Genomic DNA, 14,986 nt, shown 5'->3' with positions numbered 1-14,986 from the left:
AGACCAAACGTGAGGTCTCAGCTGGCACTGTCGTCGGTAACTGACTGAAAAGTAAAAACTATTCAATGCGGGCAAGTCAGCTTTAGTTTTGGAGGGATTGAATGGTGGGCGACCTTGGAATCGAACCAAGCGTGCGTCTCCGCGAGGGAGTTACAGTCCCCTGCCACACCTTGCGGCCTGTCGCCCACTGTGACGGGGTGATTACTTATGCTTCCCGGGGTCGTCAACAGGAAAATCCCGTGATAAGCGGCGCAACACCATTCAGCGCAACGAGGCGGAGATGAAGAAGCCGGCCTGGGTTATTGAGAAAGAGAAATCCCGCCGCGCGCGCGAGGCTGAAACCGTCTGGCTTTTCGGTCTGCACGCGGTGCGGGATGCGCTGATGAACCCGCGCCGCGAGAAGCTGCGACTGGTTGTGACGCGCAACGCCGCCGACAAGCTTGCCGATGCTATCGAGGCCAGCGGCATGACAGCCGAAATGTCCGATCCGCGCAAGTTCGCAGCACCTCTTGATGCGCAATCTGTGCACCAGGGCGCCGCACTCGAAGTGCGTCCGCTGGACTGGGGGTCGATGGGCGATCTGTGTATTGGAACGCCAGATCGCGCGCCGCGTGTCATCCTGCTCGACCGGGTGACGGATCCGCACAACGTCGGCGCCATCCTGCGCTCGGCCGAGGTGTTCGGGGCGCTTGCGGTCATCGCGCCGCGCCACCATTCGGCGCCGGAAACCGGTGCGCTGGCGAAAACCGCGAGCGGAGCCCTGGAACGTCAGCCATACCTTCGCGTGCGAAACCTCGCCCAGGCGATGGATGAGTTGCGCGGCCTTGGATACCTGGTGCTTGGCCTCGATGGCGAAGCGGAGCAGACGATCGAAGCCGCGGTCTCTGGCCGGCGAGATCGTCCGGTGGCCCTTGTCCTGGGGGCCGAAGGACCGGGATTGCGGCAGAAAACCCGTGAAACCTGCGATGAATTGGTCAGGATCAACTTTGCGGGCGAGTTCGGATCGCTCAACGTTTCAAACGCCGCCGCGGTGGCGCTCTATGCCTCGCTAGAGCACTAGGGCGCCGCGTTTGGGGAAGTTAACCCGGTGTTCACAGGTTTATTACATCCCCTTCATAACCTGAAAATCGCGCCTATCTAGGTGGTGAGAGGCGGATACGGAACCCCGCTTCTCTATTCACTGTCCCTCGTTCCGTGACTGGCGCCCGGAGTTTTCCGGGCGCTTTTTTTTGTCGGGCCAAAAGGATAAGCAGGGCACATGAGTGAGTCGTATTCAGATGCGCATCTGCGCGAAATCCTCCAGCGCACCAAGGTGATCGCCGTGGTTGGCGTTTCCATGAACGAGGTGCGTCCCAGCTACTATGTGGCGCGATATCTTGACCTGAAAGGCTACAAGGTGATCCCGGTCAATCCGGGCCACGCCGGCAAAACGCTTTTCGGCGAAACAGTGCGCGCGACGCTGTCGGACATCAAGGAACCGGTGGATATGGTCGATATCTTCCGCCGGTCCGAGCATGTCCCGCCAATCGTTGACGAGGCGCTGGAGGCGTTCCCGGAACTTCAGACCATCTGGATGCAGATCGGTGTCGAGAGCCCGGAGGCCGCGGAAAAGGCGCGTGCCCGCGGTGTCGACGTGATCATGAACCGCTGTCCGAAAATCGAGTATCAACGGTTGTTCGGTGAATTGCGGATGGGCGGCTTCAATACGGGCGTTATTTCGTCCAAGCTCTGACGCTCACCCCTTGCGCGCGGCTTTCTCTTCCAGTCCCGATTGCCCCTGCCGCCGTGCCAGTTCGTCCATGACTTCGCTCAGCGCCACGTCGCGCGATTTCAGCATGACCAGCAGGTGAAAAAGCACATCCGCCGCTTCGCTGGTCAGGCCGTCCCGGTCGCCTTTGACCGCCTCGATCACCGCTTCGATCGCCTCTTCCCCGAACTTCTCGGCCACCTTGTCGGGCCCTTTATGCAGGAGCTTCGCTGTCCAGCTCTCGTCCGGGCTGGCGGCGGCACGGGTTGCGATGATTTTTTCAAGCTCGTCCAGCGTCATTCCAGCCTCATCGGGATTCCGGCGGCGACCATGTATTCCTTGGCCTCGCGAATGGTGTAGTCGCCAAAGTGAAAGATCGATGCGGCCAGAACGGCGCTGGCGCCGCCTTCGGTTACCCCCTCGACAAGGTGCTGCAACGTGCCGACACCGCCCGAAGCGATCACCGGAACATCGACCGCATCCGAGATCGCGCGGGTCAGCGGCAGGTTGAACCCCGCCCGCGTGCCATCGCGGTCCATCGAGGTGAGCAGGATTTCCCCGGCCCCCTTCGCTGCAACGGTCTTTGCGAATTCGACCGCGTCGATCCCGGTGGGCCGCCGGCCGCCATGGGTGAAAATCTCCCATTTGCCCGGGCTTACGGTTTTCGCGTCAATCGCCACCACGATGCACTGGCTGCCGAAATGGTCAGCGGCCTCGGCCACAACATCCGGGTTCGCCACCGCGGCCGAGTTGAAGCTGACCTTGTCGGCGCCCGCCAGTAGCAGATCGCGCACGTCTTCGCGGGTACGCACGCCGCCGCCCACCGTCAGTGGGATATAGCATTGCTCGGCCGTGCGCTGGACCACGTCATACATGGTACCACGGTTTTCGTGGGTGGCATGGATGTCGAGAAAGCACAGCTCATCCGCGCCGGCCTCGTCATAGGCACGGGCCGATTCCACCGGATCGCCGGCATCGACCAGGTCGACGAAATTGACGCCCTTCACCACGCGGCCATCGGCTACGTCAAGGCAGGGGATGATGCGGGTTTTCAGCATGTCACTTCAATACTTCCAGCGCTTCGGCCAGATCAATCGCTCCATCATATAGGGCCCGACCCGAGATTACGCCATTGAGCGGAGCGCCGCAGGCCTTCAGCGCCTTGAGATCCTCGATCGAGGATACACCGCCCGAAGCGATAACCGGGATCGAGACGGCATGGGCCAAGGCGGCCGTGGCCTCAACATTGGGGCCTTTCATCGCGCCGTCGCGCATGATGTCCGTGTAGATGATCGCGGCAACGCCCGCGTCCTCGAAGGATTTCGCAAGCTCGGTCGCATCGACGTCGGTTTCCTCGGCCCAGCCCTTGGTGGCCACCTTGCCATGGCGCGCATCAATGCCGACGGCGACCTGGCCCGGGAATTCGCGGGCTGCATCGCGCACAAGCGCAGGGTTTTCAACAGCGACGGTGCCCAGGATCACCCGGGCAAGCCCCTTGCCGATCCAGCGCTCGATCGTCGCCATGTCGCGGATGCCGCCGCCCAGCTGTGCGGGCACCTGCGTCTGCTGCAGGATCGCCTCGACGGGGGCGGCATTCACCGGTTCCCCGGCAAAGGCGCCGTTGAGATCGACAAGGTGCAGCCATTCGCAGCCCGCGTTGACGAATTCCAGCGCCTGCGCGGCGGGGTTTTCGTTGAACACGGTTTCACGGTCCATCTCCCCGTGCACCAGGCGCACGGCGCGGCCATCTTTCAGATCGATTGCGGGGTAGAGGATCATCTGCGTCATCCGTTCGATTGTATCTGGCGCCGTTATGCACGGGCGCGCGGGAAATGCAACGTGACCTCAAGTCAGGCTTGATCGCAGGGCAGGGGCTGCGCAAGGATCGCGCAGGAACCTTGGGAGGATGAGATAATGAAAAAACTGGCAGTTGCCGCCGCTGCGTTGGCATTCTCGGCAGGAACAGCGATGGCGGACCCGGTTGTAGGCACTTGGAAAACCGAAGTCGACGATGGTTCCTATGCGCATATCGACATGAAGAAATGCGGTGCCGACGTATGTGGCACGATTTCCCGGACGTTCAAGGGCAGCGGCGAATACGACTCGCCCAACAAGGGCAAGATCCTCGTGCGCAACATGAAAGCCAATGGCGATGGCAGCTATAACGGCAAGGTTTGGCGCCCGTCGAATGACAAGATCTACATCGGAAAGATGCAGTTGAATGGCAATAAACTGGTGCTCAAGGGCTGTGTTGCCGGGGGGCTTCTCTGCTCCAGCCAAACCTGGACACGGATCAAGTAAGCCGCAAGCCATTCCCAAAACGCAAACCGCCCTGCGAAAACAGCATTTGGCGATTTTCTCGATCGTGATTATCTCATTGCTGTCCGGTTAAACCGGATTGGGCCGTGGGGTGGTGCGATGAAGCGCGCATTGGTGGTTTTTGGATTTCTGGCGACGGCAGCTGCGGCCGAGGCAGAGCCGCTGGCAGGTGTCTGGGTGACCGGCCCGGATCGAAAGGGACAGATCGGACACGTGGCCTTTGCCCCGTGTGGTGGCCAGATCTGCGGCACGGTTCTCAGGGCGTATGACCAGAAGGGCAGGCCGGTGGTCACGCCCAATGTCGGCAAACGCGTGATCTGGGACGTGACGGAATCCGCAGCGGGGCAATATGCCGGTCGCATGTATGTCAGCCAGTTGGGCAAGACGGTCGATGGCGTTTTCCTGGTCCAGGGCGCGCGTCTGAAGATCCGCGGCTGTCTTGGGCCGGTCTGCCAGTCGCAGACCTGGAGCCGTATCAACTGATCTAGGGGCGCCAGGCCAGGAAATTCGCGATCATCCTGAGGCCGGTTTTCTGGCTTTTCTCGGGGTGAAACTGGGTGCCGATCATGTTGTCACGGCCGACCACAGCGGTGATTTCACCGCCATAGTCCACATGCGCAAGACGTTGCCGCGGATCGTGCACGCTGAAATGGTAGGAATGTACGAAATAGGCGTGGTTTCCTGTTTCGATGCCCTCGAACACGGGATGGGGGTGGTCAATGACCAGATCATTCCACCCCATATGCGGCACTTTCAGCGCGGCGTCGCTGGGCATGATCTTTTCGACCGTTCCGCCGATCCAGTCGAACCCCGGCGTTTCTTCGTGTTCGAGACCGCGCGTGGCCATCATCTGCATGCCGATACAAATTCCCATGAACGGCTTGCCCATGGCGATCACGGCTTCCTCGATCGCCTCGAACACGCCGCGATGATCGAACAGGGCTTTGCGGCAGGCGGGAAAGGCACCGTCACCGGGCAGCACAACCCGGTCCGCCACGCGGATGAGATCGGGGTCGGAGGTGACATGCACTTCGCCCGCTCCGGCTTCGCGCGCCATGCGTTGAAATGCTTTCTCGGCCGAGTGCAGGTTGCCCGACTCGTAGTCGACGATCGCGGTGATCATGCGCTTTACAACGCCCCCTTCGTCGAAGGAATGGCATCGGCCTTGCGCGGATCGGTCTCGAGCGCGTCGCGCAGGGCGCGGGCGACAGCTTTAAACGCTGCCTCGGCGATGTGGTGGCTGTTGATGCCGTGGAGCGCATCAACATGCAGAGTGATTCCGCCATGGGTGCTAAACGCCTGGAAAAACTCGCGCACCAGTTCGGTGTCGAAACTGCCGATCTTGGCTGTCGGCAATTCGACATTCCACACCAGGTAGGGGCGGCCCGAGAGATCGAGCGCAGCGCGCACCAGCGCATCATCCATCGGCAACAGGCAGCTGCCGTAGCGCCGGATGCCTTTCTTGTCCCCCATCGCCTGACCTATCGCCTGGCCGAGCGCAATGCCGACATCTTCGACGGTGTGGTGGTCGTCGATATGCAGGTCGCCTTTGCAGCGGATCGTCATGTCGATCAGCGAGTGCCGCGCCAATTGGTCCAGCATGTGGTCGAAAAAGCCGACGCCGGTTTCGTTGTCATAGTTTCCGCTACCGTCGAGGTCGATTTCGACGCGGATATCCGTCTCGGCGGTCTTGCGGCTGATCTTGGCGCTGCGCATGTCAGGTCCTTCGTGCTGTGCGGGCCTCTTATACGCAGCGGTCTCGCCCCTTCCAAGCCGCGGATTGCCGCGTATGGACAAAACTTCGATTGTGTGCCCGGGTGGTCAATTCACTTTTGGCGGGAAACGTGCCTACTATGCGGGAACCACTTTTCAGAAAGCGCCTCGATGCGAAAATTGATGCTTTCCAGTTTTGCCGCGCTGGCTGTTTTCCTGGCCGGCTGTACTGCGGTGGATCGCGTGCATCGTTTGATCCCGCCGCAGGATGACATTTGCGAGCCGCTTTACCGGATCGGGCCAGGAAATCTTGAAGCCTCCCGGCTGTTCGCGCCCGAACGGCATCCTTTGCGCTGTTACCTGCAAGAGCACGAGATGCCGGTGACACGCGATGCCGCGGGGCTGTCGGCGTGGGCGCGCGAGGCCTCGTTGGTGCGGGCCCCGCTGGCGAACCCGGACCGCTATTCGCTCGCGTTTGTTGAGATGTCGGATGCGAACCGCCTGCACGTCGAAGGCCAGCTTGACCAGGTGATGGAGCATCTGAAGGCCAACACCCGATCGGGACGCCAGAATTTCGTGGTGGCCTATGTCCATGGTTGGCGGCATGACGCGGCAATCCGAGATGGTGACTTGCAGAAATTTCGCCGCCTGCTGGCCTATTCCCGTGCTGCGCTCAATTCGCGTTGTATACAGAAACGACAGTACTGCAACGCCGAACTGACGGGGGTGTTCGTGGCCTGGCGCGGGCGCGCCTTTGCCGAGCCGCCCCTGCAGGTCGATGCTCCGATGAGTCCATTCATCATCGGTGCGGCACCAACCTTCTGGGACCGGCGCGGCGTATCGACCCGGCTGGGCGACGAGCGGCGCGGAACAGCCATACTGGGCCGTGTGCTGGACCGGATCGAGACCGGGTTGCGCCTTGGCCCGGGAAACCCGAACCGCGACAAGCTCCTGATTTTCGGGCATTCGCTGGGTGGCAACATGCTGGCCACGCTGATGGAGGATCGGACCTTGGAGGCGATCGAGCGCCATCCGATGCCGGCCCATGATGGCGGCTTTGGCCCACGGATGAAACCCGTGATTGGTGACCTGGTGGTGCTGCTGAACCCGGCCGCAGAGGCGCGGAAATGGACAGGCTTGCAGCGCGCGGAACGGGCGAAGGCGGGGTTTGCGCCCGAAGAACGGCATCTGGCCTCGTACGACCCGGGCACGGAAGTTTACAATCCGCAGGTCGGGCGGAAAATGCGCCGCTGGCGGGGCATGTATCCGCTCGATCAGCGCCCGATCTACATGGCGATCACCTCGGTGCCCAATTGGGGCTTTGCCGAGGGAAGAGAGCGCCCAACCGATCATGACGAAGCGACCCGTAGCGTGTTTGCGTTGGCGCAGAGGCTGGCCCGGATCGAAGGACGTGAGAACCAGGCGACCATTGGCCATCTGACGCCGGTCTACTTGCCCGGTGGCGCGCGCTGGGAGTTGAAGAGCGATCCGGTCGGCACAAGCCACGAGATTGCCGTGCTGCGCGGCGCGTGGCAGGGCGGGCAATTCCATGAAAGCACCTACGCCAATGCTGCCGACCCGAACCTCGGTTGGTGCGACACCGCCAATGGCTGGTTGATCAACGCCCGCACGCGACCGGGGATGAGCAAATACGGTCACGAATGGGACTATGGCCTGGCGCCCGAAGTGGTGGAAGGATTGAGCGCAGAAAGCCGTGCTCAGGTTCTCAAGGCGGCTGAAAACATCGCGCGGGGACGCAACGGCGCGTCGGTGCAGTGGCGACATGCGCTTTACTTGCCGGGGCAGAAGAACCGCTTTTCCGTGGCCACCGGCACCAGTCCTTTCTGGAACGTGCGCGCGCTGGACACGGCCATTCGTCGCCATGACAAATGGGCCAGTTATCCAACATGGTGCGCGATCAACCAGATCGTTCTGGACGATATCACCAGCCAGAGCCGCGCGGACAGCGAGGTGCGCATGTTGGAGGCGGTTGTCGAAACCATCGAGACACAGAAACCGTCTGCCGCCGGCGTTGACGCGAGGGCGGTGCAGGCCGAATAGCGGGGATTGCCTATGCCCCGCCCACGTGCCAGTCTGCGCGCCGAGAATTCCTGAACAGGGGCGGATCATGACCACCTGCGTTTTCGTTCAACTGCGCTGCAAACCCGGCACGACCTACAAGGTGGCCGAGGAGATCATGCTACGAGAGATTCACTCGGAACTGTTCTCGACCAGTGGCGAGTATGACCTACTTTTGAAAATGTACATTCCGAATGACAAGGACGTCGGTAAGTTCATCAACGACAGGTTGCTGGACATCGAAGGAATCGAACGGTCGTTGACAACGCTGACCTTCAACGCTTTCTGAGAACCGTCGACGGCTGAAAAAACGAAAGGCGCGGAAAAATCCGCGCCTTTTTCGTTTTCCCGTGAGGGAAGATTGGAGCGGGCGATGAGATTCGAACTCACGACCCTTACCTTGGCAAGGTAATGCTCTACCCCTGAGCTACGCCCGCGTCCTTGGGTGAGGGGGAGATATGAAATATGGCCGGGGGCTGCAAGAGGAAAATTGCGCCTGCCTGCAAGAATTTTCGGATGCCCCGGTCAACTATCCAGGCTGAGGTATACATTCCGATCTGGCGCACATCTCAGAAAACTGCATGTGCGATGTTGGCCAGTGCCGCCACGGTGAGCATCAGAAAGGTCAGCACCATGCCGAATTGGCGCATGGGAACGATTTGTGGTGATCGTGAAAACCCGTAGGCATGCATTGCCCGCCCGGCCAGCAATGTCGCGCCCAGAACATGCAGGGCCCAGACGGGTGCGCCCTGCAGTTCCGCAAACGCCAGAAGGATGAGACCCATCGGAGCATATTCGGCCAGGTTTGCCTGAGCGCGCATGGATTTGACTACGCCCTTGTCACCTCCATCCCCAACCGAGACGCGCGCCTTTAGGCGGGCGCGGATGACGCCGAAACTCAGCGCGACAAGAAGCAGTGCCAGAAATCCGGCATAGATGGGGGCAACGGTGAGCATCCTTGGTTTCCTTTTTCATGCAAGCAGCCGCTGCAAGCTGCATCAAACCCGCAGCGGGCCGCGGCTGTTGTCTGGGGTGAAGGCCAAAACCGCAACGGCAAGGGCCGCGGCGAACGCAAGATAGAGAGCGGGTGCTGTCATCACCCCGGTTGTGGCAATGAGCGTCGAGGCGATCATCGGGGTCAGACCGCCGAAAACGCCGGTGCCGATGTTGAAGGCCACTGAATAGCCCGACAGGCGGTCGCGTTCGGGGAACATTTCTGCAAACAGTGCAGGAGCCGACCCAAGCGGCACCGACAGAAGGGTGAACGCGATGGCATGCGTCAGAATGACGGCGGTGAACGAGCCGCTGGAGGCCAGCATCCAGTCATGCAGCGGCCAGGCAATGACGGCCAGAAGCAGTAGCGCAAGAGCGATCCAAGTGCGCCGGGGCAGCCAGCGGTCGCCGACGATGGCGGCGAGCGGCATGGCGGGTATGACCAAGAGCATGGTCAGTGTGTTGATCGTCAGCGCCGTGCCCCGCTCCATCAGGTCCTGCGCCGAGAGCCATTCCGGCAGGTAGACGAACACGATGTAATAGCAGGTGCCGTAGCATGCAGCGAAGGCCAGTGCCAAAATCGTTTCCCGGCGGTTGGTCGTGAAGGCTTCAAGCAGCGGTGAAGTGTTGGCGCGGGCATCGTGATGCTCTTGGAACCGGCGGGATTCATGCAGGTTGCGGCGCAGCCAGATTGCCGTCAGGCCAAGCAGTGCACCGCCCAGGAAAGGCAAGCGCCAGGCCCACTCCGTAAGGCTTTGCGCATCAAACAGGTTGGTCACGAGAGCTGCCGCTCCCACTCCGAGAAGGGAGCCCGCCATAGAGCCGATATTTGCCCAGCTGCCGGTCAGCCCGCGTTTGCCTTCGGGCGCCGTTTCGACAAGGTACGTAACGGACGAGGAAAATTCTCCGCCGACCGAAAGACCTTGCAGGATTCGGACGAGGACAAGCAGCGCGGGCGCCAGCATGCCGACCTGTGCGTAGCTGGGTAGCAAGCCAAGAAACAGCGTCGGCAGCGCCATCATCGCCACGGATATCTGCATGGTTCGTGCCCGGCCATAGCGATCCCCGAACCAGCCGAACACGGCAGCCCCCAGCGGGCGCATCACGAACCCGGCCGCGAAAATGCCATAGGTTGCGATCAGCCCGGCGGTGGGATTTTCCGAGGGGAAGAAGACCGGCGCTATGACGCCGGCCAAATAGCCGTAGAGCGCGAAATCATACCATTCGACAACATTGCCGATAAAGCCCGCCATGATCCTGTGACGCAGCGCGGGCGGTTTGGGGCCGGTATGCACCGGCACCCTCATTCCGGCTCGAATTCAACCAGCAAGTCCTTGGCGTCAATCTGGCCACCGGCATGGGCGTGAACGGCTTTCACCGTCGCATTGCGCTCGGCATGTATGCCGGTTTCCATTTTCATAGCCTCGATCGTCAGTAGCATATCGCCTTCTTTGACCTTCTGCCCCGGGGAGACGACAACGCTGGCCACCACGCCCGGCATCGGGGCGCCGACGTGGTTGGTGTTGCCGGTCTCGGCCTTAGGCCGGCTGGCCGTTTGGGATTTGACCAATCGGTTCGGCACTCGGATCACGCGGGGCTGGCCGTTCAGCTCGAAAAACACCTTCACGTCGCCGTCTTCGTTGGTTTCGCCAACGGCTTGAAGGCGGATTTCAAGGGTCTTGCCGGGGTCGATCTCGGCGCTGATCTCCTCGCCCGCTTCCATCCCGTAGAAGAAGGTGCGCGTGGGCAGGGTCCGCACCGGGCCATACATCCGGTGGCGCCCCATGTAATCAAGGAAAACCTTGGGATACATAAGGTACCCGTTCAGATCCTCGTCATCGATTTTGAACCCTTCCAGTTCTTCCGACAGTTTCGCACGGGTCGCTTCCAAGTCGACGGGTTCAAGATGCTTGCCCGGTCGGTCCAGGTTGGGCTTTTCATCCTTGAGCACCTTCTTGACGATCGTCGCGGGGAAACCACCCGGGGGTTGGCCAAGGTTGCCGCGCATCATGTCGATCACACTGTCGGGAAAGGCGACATCGGTTTCGGGGTTTTCGACATCGGCGCGGGTCAGCCCCTGGCTGACCATCATCAGAGCCATGTCGCCCACGACCTTGGACGACGGTGTGACCTTCACGATATCGCCGAACATCTGGTTCACGTCAGCATAGGTGCGTGCGACCTCGGGCCAGCGCTCCTCGAGTCCCAGAGAACGCGCCTGCGCCTTGAGGTTCGTGAACTGTCCGCCGGGCATTTCGTGCAGGTAAACCTCGGAGGCAGGGGCCTGCAGGCCGCTTTCGAAAGCGGTATACTGGGTGCGCACGGCCTCCCAGTAGTGAGAGAGTTCGCGGATCGCTTCGATGTCGAGGCCGGTGTTCCGCTCGGTATGATCCAACGCCTCGACGATCGAGCCGAGGCACGCCTGCGATGTGCCGCCCGAGAAGGCATCCATCGCCGCATCGGCTGCGTCCACACCGGCATCGGCGGCGGCAAGGATCGTTGCACCTGCAATGCCGCTGGTATCATGCGTGTGGAAATGGATCGGCAGGCCGATCTCGTCCTTCAGCGCCTTGATCAAGGCACGGGCCGCAGCCGGTTTCAGAAGGCCCGCCATGTCCTTCAGGCCCAGCACGTGCGCGCCCGCCGCCTCAAGCTCCTTGGCCATATTGACGTAGTATTTGAGGTCGTACTTGGCGCGATCCGGATCCAGGATGTCGCCGGTATAACAGATCGCGGCTTCGCAAAGCTTGTTGTTTTCGACCACGGCATCCATCGCCACGCGCATGTTTTCCACCCAGTTCAGGCTGTCGAACACGCGGAAGACGTCGATGCCGGTTTCGGCCGCCTGGCGGACGAATTCCTGCACCACGTTGTCGGGATAGTTGGTATAGCCCACGCCGTTCGAGGCACGCAGCAGCATCTGCGTGAGCAGGTTTGGCATGGCGCGGCGCAGATCGCGCAGGCGCTGCCAGGGGCATTCCTGCAGGAAGCGGTAGGCCACATCGAAAGTGGCGCCGCCCCAGCATTCCACGCTGAAAAGCTGTGGCAGGTTGGCGGCATAGGTCGGCGCCACCTTGATCATATCAATCGAACGCATCCGCGTTGCCAGAAGCGACTGGTGGCCGTCGCGCATGGTGGTGTCAGTCATCAGAAGCTGTTTTTGTGCCTTCATCCAGTCGGCCACGGCCTGCGGGCCTTTCTCGTCCAGCAACTGTTTTGTTCCGGGGGCCGGATCGGCGGCGGGCTTGGGTGCCTTCGGTTCTTTTAAATCGGCAGGTGGCTTCGGGCGTCCCTGGGTCTCTGGGTGCCCGTTGACCGTGATGTCGGCGATGTAGGTCAGCACCTTGGTGCCCCGGTCGCGGCGCTTCTTGAACTGGAAGAGCTCGGGCGTCTCATCGATGAACTTGGTGGTGTATTCATTGCTGAGAAATGTGGGGTGCTTCAGCAGATTTTCGACGAAGGCGATGTTGGTGGAAACGCCGCGGATGCGGAATTCACGCAATGCGCGGTCCATCCGGGCAATCGCCGTTTCGGGCGTTGGGGCCCAGGCCGTGATCTTGGTCAGCAGGCTGTCATAGTAGCGGGTGATCACTCCGCCGGAATAGGCTGTGCCGCCATCGAGCCGGATACCCATCCCCGTGGCCGAGCGGTAGGCGGTGATGCGGCCGTAGTCGGGGATGAAGTTGTTTTGCGGATCCTCGGTGGTTACGCGGCATTGCAGGGCGTGGCCGTTCAGCGTGACGTGGTCCTGATCGGCCTTTCCCGTTGCCTCGGCAATTGTCTTGCCTTCGGTGATCAGGATCTGGGCGCGCACGATGTCGATGCCGGTCACCTCTTCGGTGACGGTATGTTCGACCTGCACGCGGGGGTTTACCTCGATGAAGTAGAACTGACCGGAGTCCATATCCATCAGGAACTCGACGGTTCCGGCGCATTCGTAATCGACGTGCTTGCAGATCTTGTAGCCCAACTCGCAGATCTCGGCGCGCTGGAGCTCGCTCAGATACGGGGCGGGCGCGCGTTCGACGACTTTCTGGTTGCGGCGCTGGACCGAGCAGTCACGCTCGTAAAGGTGATACATGCCGCCTTGCTTGTCGCCGAGAATCTGTACCTCGACGTGGCGCGCGCGGGTGATCATTTTCTCCAGGTAACCCTCGCCATTGCCGAAGGCGGCTTCGGCTTCGCGCCGGCCCTCCATCACCTTTTCGGGCAATTCCTTTTCGTTCAGGATGGGCCGCATCCCGCGGCCGCCGCCGCCCCAGCTGGCCTTGAGCATCAGGGGAAAGCCGATCTCGCGCGCCTCGGCCTTGATCGCTTCCATGTCGTCGCCCAGCACTTCGGTTGCCGGGATAACAGGTACGCCCGCCGCGATGGCCACGCGCCGAGCGCTGGCCTTGTCGCCAAGCGCCCGCATGGTCTCGGCCTTGGGGCCGATGAAGGTGATGCCATTTTTGTCGCAAGCATCGACGAAATCGGGGTTTTCCGACAACAGGCCATAGCCCGGGTGGATCGCATCGGCGCCGCTCTCCTTGGCCACGCGGATGATCTCGTCGATCGAGAGATAGGCTGCGACCGGGCCGAGCCCCTCGCCGATGCGATAGGCCTCGTCTGCTTTGAAGCGGTGCAGTGAAAGCTTGTCCTCTTCGGCAAAGACGGCGACCGTTTTCTTGCCCATCTCGTTGACAGCGCGCATGACGCGGATCGCGATTTCGCCGCGGTTGGCGATGAGGATTTTCTTGAATTCGGCCATTGATCAGGTGCCCCTTCTGTCCCGCCAAGCTGAGTTGGGCGCATAGCTACCGCGATGCCGCAGTGCAGCGCAATACACGTCCTGCAATAATCCTGTAACATTTCCCGCAGGCCTGCGGGCCGTGGGAAAAGGTCGCGATCAGGCCGGTTTCGACACAAGGCGCGTGGGCAGATCCGCGAAACGCTCTACGCCGATCTGGCCGAGGTTCGCGACCAGATCCCGGGTCAGCATTTCGAGCAGATGTGCCGGGCCGTCGCGGCCAAGCGCGGCGAGCGCATAGTGCCATGCGCGGCCCATCATCACGAAATCGGCGCCGAGCGCGAGGGCGCGCAGGATATCGAGACCGCCCTCGATGCCGCTGTCGAAGATGATCGGCAGGTTCGATGCCGCGCGGATCGCCGGGAGCATCTCGATTGTCGAGCGGGAGCCATCGAACTGCCGGCCCGCATGGTTGGACACCCAGAGCCCGTCAACGCCTTCTGCTTCAAGCGTTTTTGCCTGTTCAGGATCGAGCACGCCCTTGATGAAAAAGAGCCCGTCCCATTCCTCGCGCACCGCGCGGACATAGGAATAGTCCGGCGAGGTGCGCAAAAGGTATCCGATATGTTCCGTCGGCGGGAGAGAGCGGTTGTCCTGCATGTAGCTGTCCAGAAGCCGCATGCGCGGGGTGCCGTTGCGCCAGAGGTTCCAGGCCCAGTTGGGCCGGCGCGCGATCTGTGCCAGGATGCGCGGCGTCATCCGCGGCGGGTGCGTGAGGCCCGAGCGCGTCTGGCGTTCGCGGCGCGAGGCCACGGGCACATCGACCGTCATCGCGACGGCGCTGAAGCCGGCGTCTTTCACGCGCCGCAGCATATCGCGGCGAATGCCCGGGTCTTTCGGTGGGTAGAGCTGGAACCATCCATGCTCACCCAGAACCGGCGCCACGTGTTCGGGCGTCTGGCTGGCCACGGTGGACAGGCAATAGGGAATGCCCGCCTTTGCCGCCGCTTCGGCCAGAAGGTATTCGGCGTTGGGCCACATCAGCCCGGACAGACCAACCGGCGCGATGCCGAAAGGTAGCGGGAAATCCTTTTCGAAAAGCTTAACGCCCAGATCGGGGGTCTGCGGCCCGTGCAGGATCGAGGGCATGAACAGCACCTCGTCGAGCTTTTCACGGTTGCGGCGGGTGGTGGCCTCGGTCCCGGTGCCGCTGTCGAGATACTCGAAGACGAAATGCGGGATGCGCCGTTTTGCACGGGCCTTGAGATCGGAAAGGGCGGGGTATTTCGCATGCAAATCCATGGCCCGTATTTGTTTGCGGCGGGTCAGGTTTGTCCACAGGAAAGATATGGAACAAGGCGCGAACATCTCTTTATCTCGCAGGAACGTTTCGTTAATCTGTTCCG

General features: G+C 61.5%; 15 protein-coding genes and 2 tRNA genes. 6 read left to right on the top strand and 11 right to left on the bottom strand.

Annotated features, from left to right (window positions below; genetic code table 11):
• Positions 1-102 precede the first annotated feature (102 nt).
• A tRNA-Tyr gene (locus tag E0501_RS21055) sits at positions 103-186 on the bottom strand.
• Between the two features lie 94 nt (positions 187-280).
• Here E0501_RS21055 and rlmB point away from each other — a divergent pair.
• Positions 281-1,060: a 23S rRNA (guanosine(2251)-2'-O)-methyltransferase RlmB gene (rlmB, locus tag E0501_RS15120; RefSeq protein WP_137702212.1), complete on the top strand. Its 780-nt coding sequence runs from the start codon at positions 281-283 to the stop codon at positions 1,058-1,060.
• A gap of 198 nt (positions 1,061-1,258) precedes the next feature.
• Positions 1,259-1,732, top strand: coding sequence for a CoA-binding protein (locus E0501_RS15115; protein ID WP_137702211.1), 474 nt, complete (start codon positions 1,259-1,261; stop codon positions 1,730-1,732).
• Between the two features lie 3 nt (positions 1,733-1,735).
• Here the strand turns inward: E0501_RS15115 and E0501_RS15110 are convergent, their stop codons facing one another.
• Genes E0501_RS15110 through hisA form a run of 3 tightly spaced genes read right to left on the bottom strand, consistent with a single transcriptional unit; the run spans position 1,736 to position 3,526 of the window.
• Positions 1,736-2,047 carry a phosphoribosyl-ATP diphosphatase gene (locus tag E0501_RS15110; RefSeq protein ID WP_137702210.1) on the bottom strand — a complete coding sequence of 104 codons (312 nt, stop codon included), beginning with the start codon at positions 2,045-2,047 and terminating at the stop codon, positions 1,736-1,738.
• Complete coding sequence (gene hisF, locus E0501_RS15105; RefSeq protein ID WP_137702209.1) at positions 2,044-2,805, bottom strand: imidazole glycerol phosphate synthase subunit HisF; 762 nt, start codon at positions 2,803-2,805, stop codon at positions 2,044-2,046. Before hisF ends, E0501_RS15110 begins: the two co-directional genes overlap by 4 nt.
• A gap of 1 nt (position 2,806) precedes the next feature.
• On the bottom strand, positions 2,807-3,526 hold the full coding sequence (gene hisA / locus E0501_RS15100; RefSeq protein ID WP_137702208.1) for a 1-(5-phosphoribosyl)-5-[(5-phosphoribosylamino)methylideneamino]imidazole-4-carboxamide isomerase: 720 nt from the start codon (positions 3,524-3,526) through the stop codon (positions 2,807-2,809).
• A 135-nt stretch (positions 3,527-3,661) separates the two neighbouring features.
• On the opposite strand from hisA, the gene E0501_RS15095 reads away from it, so the two are divergent.
• Together E0501_RS15095 and E0501_RS15090 are read left to right on the top strand one after the other, a co-directional pair.
• Positions 3,662-4,048 carry a DUF2147 domain-containing protein gene (locus E0501_RS15095; protein ID WP_137702207.1) on the top strand — a complete coding sequence of 129 codons (387 nt, stop codon included), beginning with the start codon at positions 3,662-3,664 and terminating at the stop codon, positions 4,046-4,048.
• Between the two features lie 132 nt (positions 4,049-4,180).
• Positions 4,181-4,549 carry a DUF2147 domain-containing protein gene (locus E0501_RS15090; protein ID WP_161594631.1) on the top strand — a complete coding sequence of 123 codons (369 nt, stop codon included), beginning with the start codon at positions 4,181-4,183 and terminating at the stop codon, positions 4,547-4,549.
• 1 nt (position 4,550) lies between these two features.
• On the opposite strand, the gene hisH is transcribed toward E0501_RS15090, so the two are convergent.
• Entirely contained in the window at positions 4,551-5,189 is a 639-nt protein-coding gene (gene hisH, locus E0501_RS15085; protein ID WP_137702205.1) for an imidazole glycerol phosphate synthase subunit HisH, read from the bottom strand.
• Positions 5,190-5,194: 5 nt separating this feature from the next.
• Positions 5,195-5,782: an imidazoleglycerol-phosphate dehydratase HisB gene (hisB, locus tag E0501_RS15080; RefSeq protein WP_137702204.1), complete on the bottom strand. Its 588-nt coding sequence runs from the start codon at positions 5,780-5,782 to the stop codon at positions 5,195-5,197.
• A gap of 168 nt (positions 5,783-5,950) precedes the next feature.
• Here hisB and E0501_RS15075 point away from each other — a divergent pair, with 168 nt between their 5' ends.
• Both E0501_RS15075 and E0501_RS15070 read left to right on the top strand, forming a co-directional pair.
• Positions 5,951-7,840 carry a hypothetical protein gene (locus E0501_RS15075; protein ID WP_137702203.1) on the top strand — a complete coding sequence of 630 codons (1,890 nt, stop codon included), beginning with the start codon at positions 5,951-5,953 and terminating at the stop codon, positions 7,838-7,840.
• 67 nt (positions 7,841-7,907) lie between these two features.
• A complete protein-coding gene (locus E0501_RS15070) occupies positions 7,908-8,147 on the top strand; it encodes an Lrp/AsnC family transcriptional regulator (RefSeq protein WP_137702202.1) in 240 nt (79 codons plus the stop codon).
• A 73-nt stretch (positions 8,148-8,220) separates the two neighbouring features.
• Here the strand turns inward: E0501_RS15070 and E0501_RS15065 are convergent.
• From E0501_RS15065 to E0501_RS15045, 5 genes are all read right to left on the bottom strand, one after another.
• A tRNA-Gly gene (locus E0501_RS15065) sits at positions 8,221-8,295 on the bottom strand.
• 132 nt (positions 8,296-8,427) lie between these two features.
• Entirely contained in the window at positions 8,428-8,814 is a 387-nt protein-coding gene (locus E0501_RS15060; protein WP_137702201.1) for an MAPEG family protein, read from the bottom strand.
• A 42-nt stretch (positions 8,815-8,856) separates the two neighbouring features.
• The gene (locus tag E0501_RS15055; RefSeq protein ID WP_205123504.1) at positions 8,857-10,158 is read right to left on the bottom strand and encodes an MFS transporter; all 1,302 of its coding nucleotides are present in this window, start codon (positions 10,156-10,158) and stop codon (positions 8,857-8,859) included.
• Entirely contained in the window at positions 10,155-13,601 is a 3,447-nt protein-coding gene (locus E0501_RS15050) for a pyruvate carboxylase (protein WP_137702200.1), read from the bottom strand. Before E0501_RS15050 ends, E0501_RS15055 begins: the two co-directional genes overlap by 4 nt.
• A gap of 138 nt (positions 13,602-13,739) precedes the next feature.
• On the bottom strand, positions 13,740-14,882 hold the full coding sequence (locus E0501_RS15045) for an alpha-hydroxy acid oxidase (protein WP_193555904.1): 1,143 nt from the start codon (positions 14,880-14,882) through the stop codon (positions 13,740-13,742).
• Positions 14,883-14,986 lie beyond the last annotated feature (104 nt).

Source organism: Marimonas lutisalis, assembly GCF_005434965.1.
GTDB classification, from domain to species: domain Bacteria; phylum Pseudomonadota; class Alphaproteobacteria; order Rhodobacterales; family Rhodobacteraceae; genus Marimonas_A; species Marimonas_A lutisalis.
This window is presented reverse-complemented; position numbering and strand designations above follow the sequence as displayed.

Coding starts and splice junctions, on each gene's coding strand:
- rlmB (WP_137702212.1), top strand. CDS start 281: ATGAAGAAGCCGGCCTGGGTTATTGAGAAAGAGAAATCCCGCCGCGCG.
- E0501_RS15115 (WP_137702211.1), top strand. CDS start 1,259: ATGAGTGAGTCGTATTCAGATGCGCATCTGCGCGAAATCCTCCAGCGC.
- E0501_RS15110 (WP_137702210.1), bottom strand. CDS start 2,047: ATGACGCTGGACGAGCTTGAAAAAATCATCGCAACCCGTGCCGCCGCC.
- hisF (WP_137702209.1), bottom strand. CDS start 2,805: ATGCTGAAAACCCGCATCATCCCCTGCCTTGACGTAGCCGATGGCCGC.
- hisA (WP_137702208.1), bottom strand. CDS start 3,526: ATGATCCTCTACCCCGCAATCGATCTGAAAGATGGCCGCGCCGTGCGC.
- E0501_RS15095 (WP_137702207.1), top strand. CDS start 3,662: ATGAAAAAACTGGCAGTTGCCGCCGCTGCGTTGGCATTCTCGGCAGGA.
- hisH (WP_137702205.1), bottom strand. CDS start 5,189: ATGATCACCGCGATCGTCGACTACGAGTCGGGCAACCTGCACTCGGCC.
- hisB (WP_137702204.1), bottom strand. CDS start 5,782: ATGCGCAGCGCCAAGATCAGCCGCAAGACCGCCGAGACGGATATCCGC.
- E0501_RS15075 (WP_137702203.1), top strand. CDS start 5,951: ATGCGAAAATTGATGCTTTCCAGTTTTGCCGCGCTGGCTGTTTTCCTG.
- E0501_RS15070 (WP_137702202.1), top strand. CDS start 7,908: ATGACCACCTGCGTTTTCGTTCAACTGCGCTGCAAACCCGGCACGACC.
- E0501_RS15060 (WP_137702201.1), bottom strand. CDS start 8,814: ATGCTCACCGTTGCCCCCATCTATGCCGGATTTCTGGCACTGCTTCTT.
- E0501_RS15055 (WP_205123504.1), bottom strand. CDS start 10,158: ATGAGGGTGCCGGTGCATACCGGCCCCAAACCGCCCGCGCTGCGTCAC.
- E0501_RS15050 (WP_137702200.1), bottom strand. CDS start 13,601: ATGGCCGAATTCAAGAAAATCCTCATCGCCAACCGCGGCGAAATCGCG.
- E0501_RS15045 (WP_193555904.1), bottom strand. CDS start 14,882: ATGGATTTGCATGCGAAATACCCCGCCCTTTCCGATCTCAAGGCCCGT.